This window comes from Streptosporangium sp. NPDC049376, from assembly GCF_044466505.1.
GTDB lineage: Bacteria > Actinomycetota > Actinomycetes > Streptosporangiales > Streptosporangiaceae > Streptosporangium.
This window is the reverse complement of the sequence record NZ_JBITMT010000003.1, coordinates 505,473-524,511: the sequence shown is the minus strand read 5'-3', so window position 1 is coordinate 524,511 and position 19,039 is coordinate 505,473. Positions and strand designations below refer to the sequence as shown.

At 71.1% G+C, this 19,039-nt stretch carries 19 protein-coding genes; 6 read left to right on the top strand and 13 right to left on the bottom strand.

All coding sequences use genetic code 11. The annotated features are described in order from the left end of the window. Positions 1 to 305 precede the first annotated feature (305 nt). Entirely contained in the window at positions 306 to 1,013 is a 708-nt protein-coding gene (locus ACIBVQ_RS12290) for an SDR family NAD(P)-dependent oxidoreductase (protein WP_352015498.1), read from the bottom strand. A gap of 170 nt (positions 1,014 to 1,183) precedes the next feature. Here ACIBVQ_RS12290 and ACIBVQ_RS12285 point away from each other — a divergent pair, with 170 nt between their 5' ends. Continuing rightward, on the top strand, positions 1,184 to 1,543 hold the full coding sequence (locus ACIBVQ_RS12285) for an STAS domain-containing protein (protein ID WP_352015499.1): 360 nt from the start codon (positions 1,184 to 1,186) through the stop codon (positions 1,541 to 1,543). On the opposite strand, the gene ACIBVQ_RS12280 is transcribed toward ACIBVQ_RS12285, so the two are convergent. The 7 genes from ACIBVQ_RS12280 to ACIBVQ_RS12250 form a co-directional block, all read right to left on the bottom strand. Continuing rightward, on the bottom strand, positions 1,540 to 2,499 hold the full coding sequence (locus ACIBVQ_RS12280) for a sensor histidine kinase (RefSeq protein ID WP_362782780.1): 960 nt from the start codon (positions 2,497 to 2,499) through the stop codon (positions 1,540 to 1,542). The genes ACIBVQ_RS12285 and ACIBVQ_RS12280 overlap by 4 nt on opposite strands. Beyond that, positions 2,496 to 3,317, bottom strand: a complete 822-nt coding sequence (locus ACIBVQ_RS12275; RefSeq protein WP_352010744.1) for an MEDS domain-containing protein — start codon at positions 3,315 to 3,317, stop codon at positions 2,496 to 2,498. The genes ACIBVQ_RS12280 and ACIBVQ_RS12275 overlap by 4 nt, the downstream gene beginning before the upstream one ends. Before the next feature lie 303 nt (positions 3,318 to 3,620). Continuing rightward, complete coding sequence (gene lipB / locus ACIBVQ_RS12270; RefSeq protein ID WP_399177276.1) at positions 3,621 to 4,262, bottom strand: lipoyl(octanoyl) transferase LipB; 642 nt, start codon at positions 4,260 to 4,262, stop codon at positions 3,621 to 3,623. Between the two features lie 16 nt (positions 4,263 to 4,278). After that, the gene (locus ACIBVQ_RS12265) at positions 4,279 to 4,464 is read right to left on the bottom strand and encodes a PspC domain-containing protein (RefSeq protein WP_352010746.1); all 186 of its coding nucleotides are present in this window, start codon (positions 4,462 to 4,464) and stop codon (positions 4,279 to 4,281) included. 270 nt (positions 4,465 to 4,734) lie between these two features. After that, positions 4,735 to 5,709, bottom strand: a complete 975-nt coding sequence (locus ACIBVQ_RS12260; protein WP_352010747.1) for an alpha/beta hydrolase — start codon at positions 5,707 to 5,709, stop codon at positions 4,735 to 4,737. Positions 5,710 to 5,893: 184 nt separating this feature from the next. Further along, entirely contained in the window at positions 5,894 to 6,997 is a 1,104-nt protein-coding gene (locus ACIBVQ_RS12255; protein WP_399177273.1) for a hypothetical protein, read from the bottom strand. Continuing rightward, positions 6,994 to 7,485 (bottom strand): SigE family RNA polymerase sigma factor, encoded by a 492-nt coding sequence (locus ACIBVQ_RS12250; RefSeq protein ID WP_352010749.1) that lies wholly within the window; start codon positions 7,483 to 7,485, stop codon positions 6,994 to 6,996. Before ACIBVQ_RS12250 ends, ACIBVQ_RS12255 begins: the two co-directional genes overlap by 4 nt. 149 nt (positions 7,486 to 7,634) lie before the next feature. Between ACIBVQ_RS12250 and ACIBVQ_RS12245 the strand changes: the two genes are divergently transcribed. From ACIBVQ_RS12245 to ACIBVQ_RS12225, 5 genes are all read left to right on the top strand, one after another. Then, a complete protein-coding gene (locus ACIBVQ_RS12245; RefSeq protein ID WP_362912730.1) occupies positions 7,635 to 8,474 on the top strand; it encodes an undecaprenyl-diphosphate phosphatase in 840 nt (279 codons plus the stop codon). Between the two features lie 84 nt (positions 8,475 to 8,558). Next, the gene (gene hrpB / locus ACIBVQ_RS12240) at positions 8,559 to 11,057 is read left to right on the top strand and encodes an ATP-dependent helicase HrpB (RefSeq protein WP_399177270.1); all 2,499 of its coding nucleotides are present in this window, start codon (positions 8,559 to 8,561) and stop codon (positions 11,055 to 11,057) included. A gap of 190 nt (positions 11,058 to 11,247) precedes the next feature. Beyond that, positions 11,248 to 12,099: an SPFH domain-containing protein gene (locus ACIBVQ_RS12235; protein ID WP_399177269.1), complete on the top strand. Its 852-nt coding sequence runs from the start codon at positions 11,248 to 11,250 to the stop codon at positions 12,097 to 12,099. Further along, positions 12,092 to 12,289 carry a hypothetical protein gene (locus tag ACIBVQ_RS12230; RefSeq protein ID WP_352010753.1) on the top strand — a complete coding sequence of 66 codons (198 nt, stop codon included), beginning with the start codon at positions 12,092 to 12,094 and terminating at the stop codon, positions 12,287 to 12,289. The genes ACIBVQ_RS12235 and ACIBVQ_RS12230 overlap by 8 nt, the downstream gene beginning before the upstream one ends. A 47-nt stretch (positions 12,290 to 12,336) precedes the next feature. Next, positions 12,337 to 13,776: an amidase gene (locus ACIBVQ_RS12225; RefSeq protein WP_399177267.1), complete on the top strand. Its 1,440-nt coding sequence runs from the start codon at positions 12,337 to 12,339 to the stop codon at positions 13,774 to 13,776. 48 nt (positions 13,777 to 13,824) lie between these two features. Here the strand turns inward: ACIBVQ_RS12225 and ACIBVQ_RS12220 are convergent, their stop codons facing one another. The 5 genes from ACIBVQ_RS12220 to ACIBVQ_RS12200 all read right to left on the bottom strand — a co-directional run bounded on the left by ACIBVQ_RS12220 (position 13,825) and on the right by ACIBVQ_RS12200 (position 18,964). Further along, positions 13,825 to 14,697 carry an aldehyde dehydrogenase family protein gene (locus ACIBVQ_RS12220; protein WP_362912724.1) on the bottom strand — a complete coding sequence of 291 codons (873 nt, stop codon included), beginning with the start codon at positions 14,695 to 14,697 and terminating at the stop codon, positions 13,825 to 13,827. Further along, complete coding sequence (locus ACIBVQ_RS12215) at positions 14,690 to 14,887, bottom strand: hypothetical protein (protein WP_352010756.1); 198 nt, start codon at positions 14,885 to 14,887, stop codon at positions 14,690 to 14,692. The genes ACIBVQ_RS12220 and ACIBVQ_RS12215 overlap by 8 nt, the downstream gene beginning before the upstream one ends. Next, positions 14,880 to 16,307, bottom strand: coding sequence for an aldehyde dehydrogenase family protein (locus ACIBVQ_RS12210; protein ID WP_352010757.1), 1,428 nt, complete (start codon positions 16,305 to 16,307; stop codon positions 14,880 to 14,882). Before ACIBVQ_RS12210 ends, ACIBVQ_RS12215 begins: the two co-directional genes overlap by 8 nt. 3 nt (positions 16,308 to 16,310) lie before the next feature. Next, entirely contained in the window at positions 16,311 to 17,249 is a 939-nt protein-coding gene (gene deoC, locus ACIBVQ_RS12205) for a deoxyribose-phosphate aldolase (protein WP_352010758.1), read from the bottom strand. Between the two features lie 167 nt (positions 17,250 to 17,416). After that, positions 17,417 to 18,964 (bottom strand): M4 family metallopeptidase, encoded by a 1,548-nt coding sequence (locus ACIBVQ_RS12200; protein ID WP_399177263.1) that lies wholly within the window; start codon positions 18,962 to 18,964, stop codon positions 17,417 to 17,419. Positions 18,965 to 19,039 lie beyond the last annotated feature (75 nt).

Below are 19,039 nucleotides of genomic sequence, written 5' to 3'. Positions count from 1 at the left end.
GAAGGACACCGGAAAAGCACCAGAACAAATCCACCGTTTCGGTTTCTCGATGGCGTGTCGTTCACCCGCAACGCAACTTTTCGTTTTCCTGACACGTCCATTCCGGTGACGAAGACATTCCGGGGGACGAAAGGAAAAGCGATGACGCCTTCCCGTGGACTCGCTCTGTTCGCTCTCACCGCCGCGACAGCGGCCCCCGTCATCACGGTGGCTCCTGCCGTGGCGGCGGCTTACGGCGGGCCGGTGACCGGGGCATCCCCGAGACCCCGGTCACCGGCCCCGCCGGACGTGACGCCGGGCGCGCGTCACCAGGGCAGGGGGCCGTCGATGTCGAAGTAGCCGCCGGTCGGTCCCTCGGGGCCCACCTGGGCCATGCGGACGATGATCTCGGCCCCCTCCTCGACGGTCTGGTGGCCGGTGCGTCCGTTCAGGTCGGTCGCGGTGTAGCCCGGTTCGACCGCGTTGACCCGCATCCAGGGGAACGCCTTCGCGAACTGCACAGTGATCATGTTGACCGCGGCCTTCGAGGCCGGGTAGGCGAGTCCCGGGTAGGCGTACAGCGGTGTGCCCGGGGTGGCGACGCCGCTCAGCGAGGCCAGGCCGCTGCTGACGTTGACCACGACCGGGGCGGACGAACGCCGCAGCGACGGCAGGAACGCGTGAGTGACCCGCACCACGCCGAAGACGTTCGTCTCGAACACCGTCCGTGTCATGTCGCCGGTGGTGTCCGCGGTGCCGACCACGCCACCGTCCGGCAACCGCCCTTCGACACCGGCGTTGTTGACCAGTACGTCCAGCCCGCCCTCGGCCTCGACGACCTTCGCCGCGGCCGTGACGGACGCCTCGTCGGTGACGTCGATGAGAACCGTCCGCGCACCCAGTTCCTCCGCGGCCCGGCGTCCTCGTCCTGCGTCCCGGCTGCCGATGTAGACGGTGTGACCTGCCGCGACGAGCCGGCGTGCGGTCTCCAGGCCGAGTCCCTTGTTCGCTCCGGTGATCAGCGTTGTCGTCATGCCCCCATGCTCGGGCCCCGCTGTACGGTCGACCAGTGGACTCCTCGTCCAGGGACCGCCGATCCCGGGAAGTCCGGGCTTGGGCGGGGTCCGTGGAGGCGGTGGTTCCGAATACCTGGTAGGACAGGGGGAACGTCCGCCTGTGAGCAGCGGGCCTAAGAGGAGTTCCGATGTCACCGGAGAGCACGAGCGCACTGTCCGTATCGTCGGGCTCCCACGGGGACGCCGTGGTGGTCCGCGCGGTCGGCGATCTCGACTACGACTACGCGCCGGTGTTCCGGCGGCAGCTCGCCGAGCTCTGGGGCACCTCCCCCGCCCCCTGTCTCGTCATCGATCTCAGCGGGCTCACCTTCTGCGACTCGACCGGGCTGGCCGAGCTGTTGTGGGTGCTCCAGCGCAGCAGGGAGGCGAAGACCCGGCTCGTCCTGGCCGGTGCGAACCGTACCCTGCGCCACATGCTGGCCGTCACGGGACTGCTGACGTTCTTCGAGCTGGCCGACTCGGTCGAGGACGCCCTGGAGGGACGCTAAGGGAGGACACCGGGAAGGGTGACGTGCAGGCGGATGATCGTGCCCGTCTCCGGGGCCGAGCGGACCTGCACCAGGTCGCAGATCTGGTGCACCAGCCACATGCCCCGGCCGCGCAGCGAACGCGGGGAGGGCGCCATGCGGCCGATCATGGGGTCGCTCATCACCCCCGCGTCACGGAACTCGCAGATCAGCGACCCCTGCTGCACCCACGTGCGCAGAGTCCCGTGGCCGCCGCCGTGCGCGATGCTGTTGCCCGCGACCTCGGTCACCGCGACGAGGGTCTCCCGCAGCCGGTCTCCCGTCAGCCCGTGCGGCGCGGCGCAGGCGATCACCTTCTCCCTGACGGCCGCGAGGTCCCCCCTGGCGTAGGGGAACTCCTCGTACGGGTCGCAGGCGGGTTCGAGCTCCGCCCAGGAGAACGGTTCCCTGACGTAGTCGGAGGAGGGCCGCGAACCGTCGTCCGTCAACGTGTACGGATGACAGCGGCTGATCGCCCGCATCGTCTCGGGGTCGATCGTCGCGGTGTCGTAGGGGCACAGCAGCCACCAGGCGGGGGAACCGGTGAAGGCGAGGTTCAGCAGCCATTCGTGGTAGCGAAGCTCCTCGATCTCCGCGCCGCCCCGGCCGTGCCAGTCGGTCTCGCCGATGCCGCGCACCGGTCTGCCCTCCGCCGTCCGTTCGCCGATCCAGCGCTGCCAGGCGGGGATCAGCCTGGCAGGATTGCGGCCGAGCGCCTCGGTGTCCATGAACACCACGCCGGGGTCGGTGCCGGGCAACTCCTCGCGCAGCATCCGTTCGCGGTCCTCGGGTACGGAGATCAGGACGATCTCCCCTGCCGCCAGGGCGTCGTCGATGAAGGAGCGGACCCCGGCGAGGAACTGCTCCTCCCCGGAGTAGGTGTAGAGCTCGTGGCGCAGGCCCGCCGTGTCCATCACACCGGTGGTCTCGGTAGTCATGGCGTCAGCTCCACGCGTATCTCGCAGTTGCCGTAGCCGAGCATCTCCCAGCACGACCTCACTGTCGGATTCGCGCCCTCGATCGTGATCCGGTGGACCGAGGTGTCGGCGGCGGCCTCGACGAGCGCGCGCATTCCGGCGGCGTCCATCAGCTCCAGCTCGTCGAGATGGAGCCGTAATGTCGGTGAGAGCGCCGTCGCGGCGGCCAGGGCGGCACCGAACGCCGCGGCTCCGTCGGAGTCGACGACTCCGCACACGGCCCAGTCTCCGGGCCCCGAGCTGAACATCCGAAACGACGGTCCCGCGCGTCCGGTACCCAGTTCGCTGGGGTGCACACACGCCACATGGTCAAGGGTCGCGGCGCCGAAGCTGTCGTGGCCGTACGCGCAGACCATGATGGCCTCGTGGTCGGCCACCAACCGGTCGAGGCGCAGTTCGTGGTCGATCAGCGCCTCGATCCCGATCTCGGGTGGGACGAGCTGATCCATCACGGCCAGTACGCGCAGGGCTCGATATCCCTGTCGTCCCGCCATGTCGGCCTCGCGCCGTACGAGACCGAGCATCGGGCCGAGGTCGGGGGTCGGGCCGTCGCCCAGGACGGAGCGGGGGTCGACGAGGGTGGCGTCCCTGGGGACCTCCGCGGAGGCGATGGGGTCGAGGGGCGAGCCGACGATGACGACCTTGTCGCCGAACAGCTCACCGTCGGCCAGGAAGGCCGAGGTCACGGCCGCGTATCCCTGGTGGGGCTCGACGATCCAGCACACGTGCTCGCCGACGTCGACCAGGTCGAGTGTCGGCGTAGTGCCTGACTTCCGCACCGCGAACCACCCCGCTCTCGCCGCGTCACCCCGGCGTAGCCTACTGCGCCTGGATCAGCCGACTGCCCCACGAAGCCCGCCGGAACCGTACGGCCAGCCGACCGCCCAGAAGCCCCGTGGGCCGTACGACCAGGCAGCCGTCCCGAACCCGGGTGACCGTACAAGCCAGGCGGTCGTTCCGAAACCGGGCGAGCCGTACGGCCAGGCAGTCGTTCCGAAACCGGGCGAGCCGTACGGCCAGGCAGTCGTTCCGAAGCCCGGTGGGCCGTACGGCCAGGCGGTCGTGAAGGCCGGGGGAAGGGGTCAGGTCGCCTCGAAGGCCGCCGCGACCGCGGCCCTGACCCGGTCCATGACGCCCGTCGCCGAGGTGATCTCCCTGTCCAGGGAGGTCATGTCCACCTCGGGCATGCCGCAGGCCACCGCCCAGCCCCACGGGGTCAGGTCGCCGTCGACGTTGAGGGCGAAGCCGTGGCTGGTCACGCCACGGCTCTGCCGCATGCCGATCGAGACGATCTTCCGCCCGGTTCGCTTCGTCCAGACGCCGGTGAGCAGTGGCGAGCCGGGCGGGGTGTCGCGGCGCTCGGCCGGGACGTCGAGCGCGTCGAGCGCCCGCACCAGCCTGAGCTCCACCTCACGGACGTAGTCGACGATCCCCTCGTCGTCGCCCAGCTTGACGATCAGGTAGCCGACGAGCTGTCCGGGGCCGTGGTAGGTGAGCTGGCCGCCCCTGCCCGTGTTGACGACGGGAATGCCGTGGGAGGGGTCGGGCAGATGCTGCTGCAGGGTTCGTCTGCCCGCGGTGTAGACCTGCGGGTGGCTGAGCAACCAGAGCGTGTCGGAGCGCTCGTCGCGCTGCCGCTGACCGACCAGGTCGGTCATCCGTTCCATCGCCTTCTCGTAGTCGACCAGGTCGTCCTGCAGCAGTGTCAGCGGCCGTTCCCTCATGCCCCCAGATTAGTTGTCAGTAGCGAGTCGCCGGTGCCTTGGGGAGGAAGATCCACATCAGGACGTAGGCGACCCACATGGGGCCGGGCAGCAGGGAGAGCAGCAGCCAGAGGATCCGTACGACGGTGGGTGACCAGCCGAGGCTCTCCGCGATGCCGCCGCAGACTCCAGCGATGATCTTGTGGTTTCTCGAACGGTGCACTTCTTCTCCCCGTGTCGTGGTCTGTTCGTCTGGTTCAACGAGTGGCGGGAGAACCCCCGTTCCCTCGCCGACCCTGAGAAAACCCTGACAGGGTTCGACGGGCGGGCACCCAAGGCGAACCGACGCCCCAGACCGGACCGACGGCTCAGGCGGAGCGGCGACATGGACGGGCCGTGACCCAGGCGGGTCACGGCCCGCGTGGATCACGGCCCTCGTGGGTCACGGCCCTTGTGGGTCACGGCCCTTGTGGGTCACGTCCGGGTGGGAACCTCAGCGGCCGAGGATCCTGCGTACCCAGGTGTCGCGGGTCCGCAGCGCGTCACGGCCGAGCCCGCTGTCCGGGAAGTACATCTCGAAGCCGTGGAAGCCGCCGTTCCACACGTGCAGTTCGGCCTCGCCGCCCGCCGCCCAGATACGGCTGGCGTACTCGACCGACTCGTCGCGGAACAGCTCGGCCGACCCCAGCTCGATGTACGCCGGGGGCAGGCCGGACAGGTCCGTCGCCCTGGCGGGAGCGGCGTACGGCGAGACGTCGGGGCCGCCTACCCCGTCGCCGAGGACCGACTTCCAGGCGAAGAGGTTGGCGGCCCTGTCCCAGGTGCCGATCCCGTCGTACTGGTGGGTCGAGACGGACTCGTTGCGGTCGTCGAGCATGGGGACCAGCAGCAGCTGCCCGGCCAGCTTGGGGCCCTTGCGGTCGCGGGCCATCAGCGACATGGCGGCGGCCAGGTTGCCTCCGGCGCTGCCGCCCATGACGATCAGGCGCTCCGGGTCGTAGCCGAGTTCCTCGGCGTGGTCGGCCGTCCAGAGCAGGCCGGCGTAGCAGTCCTCGGCGGGTCCGGTTCCGGGGTTCTCCGGGGCGAGGCGGTACTCGACGTTGACCACGACGAAGCCGAACTCGACCACCATGTCGACCAGGCGGGGGGTGTCCATGTGCCGGTCGCCCATGACCAGGCCGCCACCGTGCATGTTGTACAGGCCCGGCGCGCCGGGCACGCGCTCCTTGGGCCGCAGGATGGTGACGGCCAGGTCGGGGGCTCCCGGCCTGCCCGGGATCGTGCGTTCCTCGGCCTCGACGGGCCTGTCGCCGATGACCACCGCGGCGGGCTGGGCCATGGCCTCAAGTCCGGCCCGGGAGGCGGCCAGCGTCTCGGCGTTCAACGGCTGGGGCGGGCTGTCGCCGCGCATCGCGGCGAGCAGTTGTCCGAGCTCGGGGTCGAAGGGGACGGGGGAGACAGTCGTCATGGGGACCTCGGTCGTTGTGGAACGGCAGGCAGGGACAGCCTAAATCGCCCTTTTCTCCCCCTTCACCTGGCCCCTCTTCGATATACGATTTTTATATACGATTTCCTGGTCCGGCCCCTGTCCGCCTCTGGAAGGCGGACAGGGACCGGAGCGCCCGGCCGTCGAACGCCCACTTCGACGCCGGCTAGTCCAGCTGCTGCAGGGCGACGTGCCAGGACCCCGCCTCGGGCCTGAGCCCGGACAGCAGGCGGTCGGCCTCCCCCGAGGCGGCCTGCAGGTCGGAGCCGAGGTCACCCCCGCGCGGCAGCCGGTCGCGCCGTACGACGGCGACCGTGACCTCCGCCGAACCGTTGCCGAAGAACTCCCACATGACGGGCTTGGCGCCGCAGGGTGCGGACCTGGCGAGGACCCCGGTCCTGTCGGCCTTGTCCGCCCAGATGAGAGCGTGCAGATCCTCTCCCTCGCAGCGGACGTACACCCGGCCCTTGCCCTCCACCGTGCCCTGGAAGGCGTGCTTCTCGTTGATCTGGGTGAGGTGACCGCCCGCGACCTGGTGGCTGTTGGGCAGGCCCCCGAGGTTGAACTCGCCCTGGGTCGCGAGGCGGGCTCCGTTGTCCAGGCAGATGTCCGGCGAACAGGAGGCACTGGAGACCCCCTGGTCGTGGATCGCGATCTCCCACAGGGCGGGGCCACGAACGGCGTCCGCGAGCGCCCGGTCGTACCCCTTGGGAGACTGCTCCTCGGGAGACGGATCCTTGGGGGTGTCCTCGATCGTGGTGGGAACGGTGAACACCTCGACCGTGACGGAGACCCCGGCGGTGAGCCCGTCGAGGCTGCCGAACGCCGTCCACTCCTGTCCCCGCTCGTTCTCCCCGCAGGTGCCCACGTCCACCCGGTCGCCGTAGCGCACGAACACCCGGCTCGCGTGGGCGCAGTTGACGCGGTAGGAGGTCTTGTCGCTCTTCGGGACGAACGAGAGCCGCTCCGCCTTCCCCGTCTCCTCCGAGCGGACGCCCGCCAGCCGTACTCCCTCTTCGCCCACCTGTTTGATCGGTTCGCCCACCTGGGCCATGATGCTGCCGCCGCCCCGCGTGCCGCCGGACAGCAGGGTCGGCGTCAGGACGAGCGCGGCGGCGGTCACGGCGGCGACCGTTCCCACCGCGGCCCACCTGCGCCGTCTGATCCTCCTGCCCTCGGTGAGGATGTCCTCAAGCCGGGCGCCGCCCCCGTGGCCGCCCGTGCTGCGTTCGGCGAGCAGTTCCCTCAGGTCGTGCTCGGTGTGGCTCATCGCTGTGCTCCCGTCATCGTCCGAACCCCCTGGTCGACCCGCAGCCGGGCGAGTGCCCTGCCGAGTTGGCTCTTGACCGCCCCGACCGAGCAGCCGAGCACGCCGGCGACCTGGGCCAGGGTCATCTCCTCGAAGTAGTGCAGGACGACCACGGCGCGCTGACGCCCCGACAGCGTGCCGATCGCCGTCCACAGCGCGTCCCGGTCGCCGATCTCCCGGGTGAAGTCCCGTCCGTCGTCCCGGTCGGGCATCACCTCCGTCGGGACCTCGCCCCGCCAGCGTCGCCGCCACCAGGAGGCATGGGTGTTGGCGATGATCCGGTACACGTACGGATCGGGGTCGCCGTCGATCCGGCGCCAGGCGAGCCATGCCCTGGCCAGCGCCGTCTGCACCAGGTCCTCGGCGATCGCCCAGTCTCTGGTGAGGAGGTACGCCGTTCTTCGCAACCGTTCATGACGTTGCGCGACGTACTCCGTGAACTCGGTCATCTTGTCCTCCAGAGTGACGTCCTCATGGAGGACTACCGGTTGGCCCACGGATTCGGATGACACCGGCGTATCGGCCGAATGACCGGGTCACGTCAGGTGCCCGGCTCCGCTAGCCTCGCCTACGTCACGCACGTACTCCGGGACGGAAGGTGCCCAAGTTGATCGGCTGGTTCGAAGCGGTGGTCCTCGGCCTCGTTCAGGGGTTGACGGAGTTTCTGCCGATCTCCTCAAGCGCCCACATCAGAGTCGTCTCCGCGTTGTTCGGTTGGACCGATCCCGGCGCGGCGTTCACCGCCGTGATCCAGATCGGTACCGAGGCGGCGGTCGTCATCTACTTCCGCAAGGAGATCTGGGAGATCATCTCCACCTGGGTCAGGTCCCTGTGGACGCCTGACCTGCGCTCCCACCACGCCGCCAGGATGGGCTGGTACATCATCGTCGGCACGCTGCCGATCGTCGTGCTCGGCCTGCTGTTCAAGGACAGCATCGAGACCGTCTTCCGCGACCTGCGGCTGATCGCCACGACCCTGATCGTCTTCGCCGTGATCCTCTGGTTCGCCGACCGTACGGCCCGCAACAAGCTGACCCTGCAGCGCCACCTCAGCTTCCCGCACGCCCTGATCTACGGCTTCGCCCAGTCGCTGGCCCTCATCCCCGGCGTCTCCCGCTCCGGCGGCACGGTCAGCGCGGGTCTGCTGCTCGACTACCGCAGGGAGGAGGCCGCGAAGTACTCCTTCCTGCTGGCCATCCCGGCGGTGCTCGGCGCGGGCGTGCTGGAACTGTTCAAGATCGGTGAGGCCGACAGCCCCGACTGGGGGCCGACGATCCTGGCCACCGTGATCTCGTTCGTCGTCGGCTACGCGGCGGTCGCGTGGTTCCTGAAGTACATCAGCACCCACAGGTTCACCGGCTTCGTGATCTACCGGATCATCCTGGGCCTGGTCATCATCGCCCTGGTGAGCACGGGCGTCCTCGACCCCATGTCCTGAGGCCCCGTGAGAACCCCGGCAAAGCCCTTCGTGAGGTCCCCGGCGGAGCCTCACGAGAACCCCGTGAGATCCCGGTAGTTCCCCGTGCGCCCCGGCTGGTCCGCCCTCCCCGTCCGACACGCCCTGCCCGAGCTGTCCGCCGCCCTCGACGAGTACGGCACGGCCGTGCTGACCGCGCCGCCGGGGACAGGGAAGACCACGCTCGTCCCGCTCGCGCTGGCCGGGCTGGTCGGTGACCCGCCGGTCCGGCCGTTCGTCATGGCGGAGCCGCGCAGGGTGATCGTGGCGGAGCCGCGCAGGATGGCGGTGCGGGCCGCGGCGCGGCGGATGGCGTGGCTGCTCGGGTCCGAGGTCGGCGGGCCGGTCGGCTTCGCCGTACGGGGGGAGCGGCGGGCGGGGCCCGAGACGGTCGTCGAGGTCGTCACCACGGGTGTGCTGCTGCGGCGGCTCCAGCGTGACCCCGAGCTCGGCGGTGTGGACGTGGTGCTGCTCGACGAGTGTCACGAACGCCACCTGGACGCCGACACCGCCCTGGCCTTCCTGCTGGACGTCAGGTCCGCGCTCAGGCCCGACCTGCGGATCGTGGCGGCCTCGGCGACGGCGGACGCGGCTCCGCTGGCGGCGCTGCTCGGCCAGGACGGGCCGCCCGCGCCGGTCGTGCGGGCCGAGGGCGTCGCGCACCCGGTCACCCCGGTCTGGGCGCCCGCCCCCGCCACGGTCGCTCCCCCGCACGGCCTGCGGGTCGATCCGGCCTTCCTGGCCCATGTCGCCGCCGTCGTACGGCGGGCGCTGGCCGAGCACGAGGGGGACGTGCTGTGCTTCCTGCCGGGGGTCGGGGAGATCGCCAGGGTGGCCGCGCATCCCCTCGGGGACGTCGAGGTGCTCCAGGTGCACGGCCAGGCCCCGGCCCGGGTCCAGGAGGCCGTGCTCTCGCCGGGCACGCGCAGGCGGGTGGTGCTGGCCACCTCGGTCGCCGAGTCGAGCCTGACCGTTCCCGGGGTCCGGATCGTCGTGGACTCCGGGCTGGCCAGGGAGCCGAGGACCGACCACGCCAGGGGGCTCGGCTCGCTGACCACCGTGCGGCTCTCCCGGGCCTCGGCGACCCAGCGCGCGGGCCGGGCGGGGCGCGAGGCCCCCGGGGTGGTCTACCGGTGCTGGTCGCCGGTCGAGCACGAGCGGCTGCCCGAGCACTCCGCGCCCGAGATCGCACTGGCCGATCTGACGGGTTTCGCCCTGCAGGCGGCCTGCTGGGGGGACCCTTCCGCGAGCGGTCTGGCGTTGCTGGATCCCCCTCCGGCCGCCGCGATGGAGGCGGCCCGCCGTACCCTGCACGCGCTCGGCGCCCTCGACTCCCCCGGGGGTCGTGTCACGCCGAGGGGCCGGGAGATGGCCGGGGTGGGGGTCCATCCCCGCCTGGCCAGGGCCCTGCTGGACGTGGGGCCGGAGGCGGCCGAGGTGGTGGCGCTGCTGTCCGAGCGGCTGCCGGGGGACGCGGGGGACGACCTGGTGGCGTTCTGGCGTGCCGTACGGCGGGGCGGGGACGGTTTCGCCGCCCGCTGGCGTCAGGAGGCGCGGCGGCTGGCCCGCGACGCGGGCCGCGCCTCCCCTTCGGGCATGGGGGACGACGCGGTGGCCGGGCTGGTGGTGGCGCTGGCCTATCCGGAGCGGGTGGCCAGGCGCCGGGGCGGCTCCTATCTGATGGCCTCGGGGACGGCCGCCGAACTGCCCTCCGGGTCGCGGCTGGGGAGCGCGCCGTGGCTCGCGGTCGCGGTCGCCGACCGGCCCGCGGGGTCGGCCGCCGCCCGGGTCAGACAGGCCGTGGTGATCGACGAGGAGACCGCCAGGCTGGCCGCCGCCCCTCTGTACGACCGTGCGGAGGAGGTGGTGTGGCGGGTCCCGCCGGGCGAGCGGCGCGGTGACGTCTCGGCCCGCCGGGTCGAACGCCTTGGCGCCGTCGAGCTGTCCTCGGTCCCGTTGCCCGACGCCGACGTCAGGCCCGCCCTCCTGTCCGGCCTGCGCGCCGAGGGTCTGTCGATCCTGCGCTGGACCCCCGAGGCCGTCGCCCTGCGGGAACGGCTGGCCTTCTGCCACCGGGCGCTGGGTGAGCCGTGGCCCGCGGTGGACGACGACGCCCTGCTCGACGCGGTCGATCTGTGGCTTGAGCCCGAACTGTCGCGGGCCCGCCGCAGGGCCGACCTCGAACGGCTGGACGTGGCGGGCTCCCTGGGCCGGCTGGTTCCGTGGAGCGCGCGTCTCGACGAGACCGCCCCCGAGCGGATCGAGGTGCCCAGCGGGTCGCGGATCAGGGTCGACTACTCGGGTGAGCGGCCGGTGCTGGCCGTCAAGCTCCAGGAGTTGTTCGGCTGGGACGAGGCGCCCAGGATCGCGGGGGTCGCGCCGGTCGTCCACCTGCTCTCCCCCGCCGGGCGGCCCGCCGCGGTCACCGACGACCTGGCCTCGTTCTGGCGCGGCGACGGCTACCGCTCGGTCAGGGCGGAGCTGCGCGGGCGCTATCCCCGGCATCCGTGGCCCGAGGACCCGCTGTCCGCGACGGCCACCCGCCGAACCAACCCCCGGCGCTGACCCCTCACCACGGCCCTCACCACAGATCCCCACCGCGGGTCGTCAACGCGAACCCTCGCCCCGGCCCCTCAGCGCCGGGCGAAGGGTCCCTGGTCGTCCTCTCTGTCACCGAGCGTGCCGAATTCCGGTTCACACATCGATGATCACGCGCTATCTTAGTGATATCACTCCGATAGCAAAGGTGGAGCACATGGAACGACGTGCCTTCCGGATCAACGGTTTCGCCGTTCTCCTCGGACTTCTGGTCCTCCTCGCCGTCCTGGCCGGGATCGCGTTCTCCGGCGACGACGTCGTCAAGATCGTGGCCGGGGTCGTGGCGGTGCTGACCCTGGTCGTCCTGGGCAGCGGCTTCGTCGTGGTCAACCCCAACGAGGCCCAGGTCGTGCAGTTCCTCGGCCGCTACGTCGGCTCGGTCAACGACGCGGGCCTGCAGTGGGTGCTTCCCTTCACCACCAGGCGCCGCATCACCCTGCGGGTGCGCAACTTCGAGACGGCCAAGCTCAAGGTGAACGACGCCGACGGCAGCCCCGTCGAGATCGCGGCCGTCGTCGTCTACCGGGTGACCGACACCGCCAAGGCGGCCTTCTCCGTGGACGACTACGAGGAGTACATCGCGATCCAGTCGGAGGCGGCCGTGCGGCACCTGGCCACCAGCCACCCCTACGACTCCCACGAGGGCAGCGGCACCAGCCTGCGCGACGGCGCCGAGGTGGCCGCCGAGCTGACCACCGAACTGGTCGACCGCACCGAGCTGGCCGGGGTCGAGGTGCTTGAGGCCCGCATCACCCACCTGGCCTACGCCCCCGAGATCGCCCAGGCCATGCTGGTCCGCCAGCAGGCCGCCCAGGTGGTCGCGGCTCGCACGCACATCGTCTCCGGCGCCGTTGGTATGGTCCAGCTTGCACTCAACCGGCTGGCCGAGGAGGGCGTCGTGGAGCTCGACGAGGAGCGAAAGGCCCAGATGGTGTCCAACCTCCTGGTCGTCCTGTGCGGCGACCGGGCTACCCAGCCGGTGGTCAACGCCGGCAGCCTGTATGCCTGAGCGGAAAAAAGTCCTGCTCAGACTCGATCCGGCCGTCTACGAGGCGATCGCCAAGTGGGCGGCCGACGATCTGCGGAGCGTCAACGCCCAACTGGAGTACGCGCTGCGCCTGGCGCTCAAGGGGGCGGGCCGCGATCTGCGGCGCGCCGGGGCGGATAACGCCGATGAGCCGGACAAGTCATCTGATTGAGATGTGATGCGCTTCCCCTGGCGCACTTGCCGGATAACACTCGGTTCATGTCCTGGGTGGGAAGGTCCGCAGCCGAGATAGCCGAGGCCGTACGCCAGGGGGAGGTCACCGCCCCCTCGATCGTCGAGGACCACCTCCGGGTGATCGCCGAACGCGACGGACGGATCGGGGCCTTCCGCAGGGTCCGCACGGAACGGGCGCTCGCCGAGGCGCGGGCCCTGCAGGAACGCGAGGACCTGGCCACGCTGCCGCTCGCGGGCGTGCCCGTCGCGATCAAGGACGTCGTCGCGGTCAGGGGCGAGTCCATGCGGAACGGCTCCGCGGCCACCTCCTCCGTCGCGGCGGCCGAGGACCACCCGGTGGTGGCCAGGCTCAGGGCGGCGGGGGCGGTGGTCGTCGGGATCACCAACGTGCCCGAACTGTCCCTGGCCGGTTTCTGCGACAGCGTCTACGCCGTCACCCGCAACCCGTGGGACCCCCGGCGGACCCCCGGCGGCTCCTCCGGCGGCAGCGCCGCGGCGGTCGCCGCCGGGATGGTCCCGCTGGCCCACGGAACCGACGGCCTCGGCTCCCTGCGCGTCCCCGCCGCCTGCTGCGGGATCGTCGCCATCAAGCCCGGCCAGAAGGTCGTCCCGCCCCCGGAGCACGACTGGTACGGCATGGCGGAGAACGGCCCGCTGGCCACGACCGTGACCGACCTGGCGCTGGCGCTGGCGGTGATGGCGGGCGACATGTCCCTGGCCCTGCCGACCACCTCCCACCGCACGTCCGGCTCCCCCGGCTCTCCCGGCTCCTCTGGCGACGACGGGGCGCTGTGGAGCGACGGAGGACGTGGCGCGCCGATCCCGCCGCGCCCCTCGGGACTGCGGATCGGCGTGGCCCGCCTGCCGGTGCCGCCGGGCTTCGCGATCGACCCCGAGCTGCAGCGGGCGGTCGTCGAGGCGGGCCACACCCTGGCCGCCGCCGGGCACACCGTGGTCGAGCACGAGACGCGGCTGCCGAGCTGGCTGGGCAGCGCCACGATCGCCGCCTGGTTCGCCTGTGCCCTGCGCGAGACCCGGGGACTCGACGCCCGCAGGCTTGAGCGCCGTACCCGGGCACTGGCCAGGGCGGGCAGGCTGCTGGCCAGGATCGGCAAGGACGGTTCGCGGGGCAGGGAACGCTGGCGCGCCCGGGGCGCCGACCACTGGTTCGGCAAGGCCGACGTGCTCATCACCCCGACGCTCGCCGCCTCCCCTCCCCCCGCCGAACGCTGGGGCCGCCGGGGGCTGCTGGACAACACCCGCGTCAACCTGACCTACGCCCCGGCGACCGGCGCCTGGAACATGGCCGGCTGGCCCGCCATGAGCGTGCCGTACGGCTGGCACTCGACGGGCATGCCCATCGGCGTGCAGCTCGTCGCCCCGCCGGGAGGTGAGGCCCGCCTGCTCGGCCTGGCCCAGCAGTTGGAGGCCGCCCACCCCTGGCTCCGCCACGCCCCTTCGTGAAGAGGTCCGCCGGTCCGTGGCGGAGGGTTCCGCCACGGACCGGGGCGGTCACACGCCGGTCGGGTGCCAGACCGTCTTGGTCTCCAGGAAGGTGGTCATCCGCCGGGTTCCTGGGTCGGCGTACCAGTCGGTCACGGGCACCGGGCGCAGGACCCGCTTGAGGTTCTCCGCCGCGGCCTCCTCGCACGTGACCGCCAGCTCCGCGTCCGCGACGCCGGTGAGGTCGAGGGCGTTGACGTCCATGTGCGAGGCCAGCCAGGGCGCGATCTCCGCCGTCGAGCCGGTCAGCACGTTGACCACCCCGCCGGGCAGGTCGGAGGTGGCCAGCACCTCCGCCAGCGTGACGGCGGGCAGCGGCGCCCGCTCACCGGCGACCACGACGCAGGTGTTGCCGGTGACGATCACCGGGGCGACGACCGAGACGAGGCCGAGCAGCGGGTCCTCGGGCGCGACGACCGCGACGACCCCGGTCGGCTCGGGCGTGGAGAGGTTGAAGTACGGCCCGGCGACCGGGTTGGCCGCCCCCGCCACCGCGGTGATCTTGTCGGACCATCCGGCGTACCAGACCAGCCGGTCGACGGCCGCGTCCACGTTCCTGCCCGCCTCGGCCCGGCCCGCGCCCGCCGCGACCAGCTCCGCGACGAACTGCGCCCGGCGCCCTTCGAGCATCTCGGCCACCCGGTACAGGATCTGACCCCGGTTGTACGGCGTCGCGCCCGACCAGCCGGGGAAGGCCTTACGGGCCGCCGAGACCGCGTCCCGGGCGTCCTTGCGGGACGCCTTCGCGGCGTTGGCCAGGAAGTCGCCCTTGGAGGAGGTCACCGGATAGGACCTTCCGCTCTCCGAGCGTGGGAACGCCCCGCCGATGTACAGCTTGTAGGTCTTGCGTACGGCCAGCCGTACGGGATCGGTCTTACTCATCGCCCCGCCCTCTCCACGTGCTCTCCTGCTGGGAGAGCCGGGCGGGCACGAAGACCTGACCGCAGCGGCTCACCCCGCACCGGTGGGCGAACCAGCCGCGCAGCGCGGGACGGCCCGCCCTGGCGAAGCCGTGTCCCCTGGTCGCCTGGCCACGGCGGCGACGGCGCCCGGACTCGCGGTGGTCACACATCGAGATACGCCTCCAGCCCGTGTCGTCCGCCCTCTCTGCCGTATCCCGACTCCTTGTAACCGCCGAACGGCGAGGTCGGGTCGAACCGGTTGAAGGTGTTGGCCCACACGACGCCGGCGCGCAGCCGGTCCGCCATCCACAGGATGCGTGAGCCCTTCTCGGTCCACACCCCCGCGGACAGGCCGTAGGGGGTGTTGTTCGCCTTCTCCACGGCCTCGGCGGGCGTACGGAAGGTCAGCACGGACAGCACAGGCCCGAAGACCTCCTCTCGCGCGATCCGGTGCGACTGCGCCACCCCGGTGAAGATCGTCGGCGGGAACCAGAAGCCCCGTTCCGGCAGCGGGCACACCGGGGACCAGCGTTCGGCCCCCTCGGCCTCCCCGGCGTCGGACAGCTCACGGATCCTGGCGAGCTGGGCGGCGGAGTTGATCGCGCCGATGTCGGTGTTCTTGTCCAGCGGGTCGCCCAGGCGCAGTGTGCTCAGGCGCCGCTTCAGTGCCGTGAGCAGCTCCTCGGCGACCGACTCCTGGACCAGCAGGCGGGAGCCCGCGCAGCACACGTGCCCCTGGTTGAAGAAGATGCCGTTGACGACGCCCTCGACGGCCTGGTCCAGCGCGGCGTCGTCGAAGACGATGTTGGCGGCCTTGCCTCCGAGCTCAAGGGTGAGCCGTTTGCCGGAGCTCGCGGCGGACCTGGCGATCCGGCGCCCCACCTCGGTCGAGCCGGTGAAGGCGATCTTGTTCACGTCGGGGTGGTCGACCAGGGCCGCGCCGGTCTCGCCCGCGCCGGTCACGATGTTGACCACGCCCGGCGGCAGGTCGGCCTGCTGACAGATCTCGGCGAACAGCAGCGCGGTCAGCGGGGTCGTCTCGGCGGGCTTCAGCACGACCGTGTTCCCGCAGGCCAGCGCGGGCGCGATCTTCCAGGCCAGCATGAGCAGCGGGAAGTTCCACGGGATGATCTGGCCCGCGACGCCCAGCGGCCTGGGGTCGGGACCGTACCCCGCGTGCCCGAGCTTGTCGGCCCAGCCCGCGTAGTAGAAGAAGTGCGCCGCCACCAGCGGCAGGTCCACGTCACGGGACTCGCGGATCGGCTTGCCGTTGTCGAGCGTCTCCAGTACGGCCAGCTCACGCGAGCGTTCCTGGATGATGCGGGCGATCCTGAACAGGTACTTTGCCCGTTCGGAGCCCGGCATCGCCGACCAGGCGCCGAAGGCCTTGCGTGCGGCGCCGACCGCCCTGTCCACGTCGGCCTCGGTGGCCCACACGACCTCGGACAGGACCTCTTCGGAGGCGGGGTTGACGGTCTTGTGCGCGGTGCCGCCCTGGGAGTCGACCCACTCGCCGCCGACGAACAGCCGGTAGGAGGGCCTGATGTCGACGACGGCGCGGGATTCGGGGGCCGGTGCGTATTCGAACATCGATCAGTCCAGGGTGAAGTAGTCGGGACCGGCGTAGCGGCCCGTGGCCAGCTTCTGACGCTGCATCAGCAGGTCGTTGAGCACGCTTGAGGCGCCGAGCCGGAACCAGGCGGGGTCGAGCCAGCCGTCGCCGACGGTCTCGTTGACAAGCACCAGCATCTTGATCGCGTCCTTGGTGGTCTTGATGCCGCCCGCGGGCTTCACCCCGACCTTGCGGCCCGTGACGGCCAGGAAGTCGCGGACCGCCTCAAGCATCACCAGCGTCACCGGCAGGGTCGCGGCGGGCTGCACCTTGCCCGTCGAGGTCTTGACGAAGTCGCCTCCGGCCAGCATGGCCAGCCAGGCCGCGCGCCGTACGTTGTCGTAGGTCACCAGCTCGCCGGTCTCCAGGATCACCTTCAGGTGCGCCGTACCGCACGCCGCCTTGACCGCGGCTATCTCCTCGAAGACCTTGAGGTAGTCGCCGGACAGGAAGGCGCCTCTGTCGATCACCATGTCGATCTCGTCGGCGCCCGCCGCGACCGCGAAGGCCGTCTCGGCGACCTTGACGTCCAGGGAGGAACGGCCGCTGGGGAAGGCGGTGGCGACGCTGGCGACCCGCACCCCGGAACCGGCGAGCGCCTCGACCGCGCGGGGGACCAGGTCGGGGTAGACGCACACCGCGGCCACCTTCGGCACCGAGGGGTCACCGGGATCGGGGCGGACCGCCTTGGCGCACATCGCGCGCACCTTGCCCGGCGTGTCGGCCCCTTCGAGGGTGGTCAGGTCCACCATGCGGATGGCGAGGTCGATGGCCAGCGCCTTGGACGTGGTCTTGATCGATCGGGTGCCGAGCGTCGCGGCTCGCTGGTCGGCGCCCACACGGTCGACACCGGGTAGGCCGTGGAGGAGGTTTCGCAACGCGACGTTGGACGAGGCCACGTCGGCGAGCGAAGGAGTCATAGTCGACACCTCTCCAGCATGCCGACTGGTGTCTTCAGTTCCAAACCGGGTGTCGGCCAGTCACGGCACCGGTTTTCGTCAACATTCGCCGATTCCTTCGGGAAATCGGATGGATCTTCCCCCTGAGGGGGCGGGCGGGGCTGAAAAAACCCCCGTCCGCCCAGGGGTCAGCAGGTGGCCTCACCGGGCTGCGGGCCGACGTTGACGGCGGTCCACGCCGCCTTGGTCGCGGTCACCTCCGCGCAGCCGAAGAGCATCTTGGCCGCGTAAACGGTGGCCTGTCTGCTCCTGCCGTGCGTCCAGGGGTATGTCCTGAGCCTCAGCCCCGAGTAGAAGATCTGCCCGGCCTTGACGATCCCGATGCCGGTCAGCGTCGGGGGACCCCCGCAGACCGGGCTCGTCGGCTTGCCCACCGGGGTGGTGCCCTCGGCCAGCAGGTAGAACCAGTGGTTCTGCGGCCCCGCCGCCCTGTGCGGATCGACGTTCCAGGACACCGGGTAGCAGTTCGGGTCGCCCGCGAGGGACGGGTTGAACATGTAACGGATCGGGCCGGTGCCGGCCATGTTCACCTCCTCACCGACCAGGTAGTCCGGCCCGTCCAGGGCGACCGGGTGGTTGACGTAGTGCTCGTTCAGCGCGCCGAAGATGTCCCCGGTCGACTCGGCCAGCGCCTTCTCCTCGTCGTCTATTGGGGGTCCGCCGACTCCCACGGTCTCGAAGACGGCGTGGCCGTACTCGTGGGCGACCATGTCCAGCGAGACGAGTTGCTCGCTTTTCGCCATGTTGTGGCCGAAATAGACTGTGCTGCCGTTCCAGTAGTTGTCGACATCGCTCATCCCGACCCGTGCCGGATAGCTATTTCCCGCGCCGTTGACACCGTTGCGGTTCAGCCACTGTTTGAGCATGTCCGAGAACTTCTGCGCTCCGAACAGGACGTCGACACAGGCCGTCTCCAGGTTGGTGCCCTGCCCGTTGCCCCAGTTGTCGGTCGACTTGGTGTAGGCGGCGCCCGACATGCCCCCGCACTGCAGATAGGGGCGGTCGGGGTCGATCATGGAGTAGCGCCCCCCGGACGTCGCGGTCCGGATGGTCACCGGGTTGCCGTTGAAGCGGCTGTTGCCGATGCCGTGGGCGATCTGGTCGACGGACTCGACAACGGTCCCGTCGAGGGCGTCCACGAAGACACGCCGTGAGACGGGAGCCGCCTCCGTCCCTCCTGTGACGACGACCTCCCAGGTCAGCCTGGGGTGGTCGGTCGTCGCATGGATCAGCAGCCTGGGCGTGCCGGCCTTCTCCCCTGTCCCCGCGGTCTCGCCGAGGGCCTTGGCGGCGGCCTCCGCGGCGCTCACCCGTGGCGTCACGCCCGCCGCGCCGAGGTTCAGCGTGGCCCGCTGGCCGGTGACGACGGCGTTGACCACGGTGCCCGTCCTGTCGGTGGCGACGATCACCTCACCGCCGTGCACCGGCAGCCCGTGGTGGGTCCGCCGGTAGAGCAGGTAACGCAGGCCGCCCGGCCCCGAGGTGATCGTGGGAGGGGTGAGGGCGTCTCCCGGCGCGAGACGGAGTTCCTCCGCGTGCTCGCGGATGCTCCTGTCCGCGCCGGCGACCGCGCGCTGGTCCGGTGTTCCCGGGGAGGCTCCGGCGCTTCCCGTCAGCCCGGACACCCCCATCACGGCCACGGCCACGACGGCGCCCAACTTCGTTCTGGGGTTCATCCTTGAAGACTCCTTCGGTCAGGAGCCACAGCCGGCCGGGCTGCCTCAAACATGACACCGGAAACAACCCGTAAG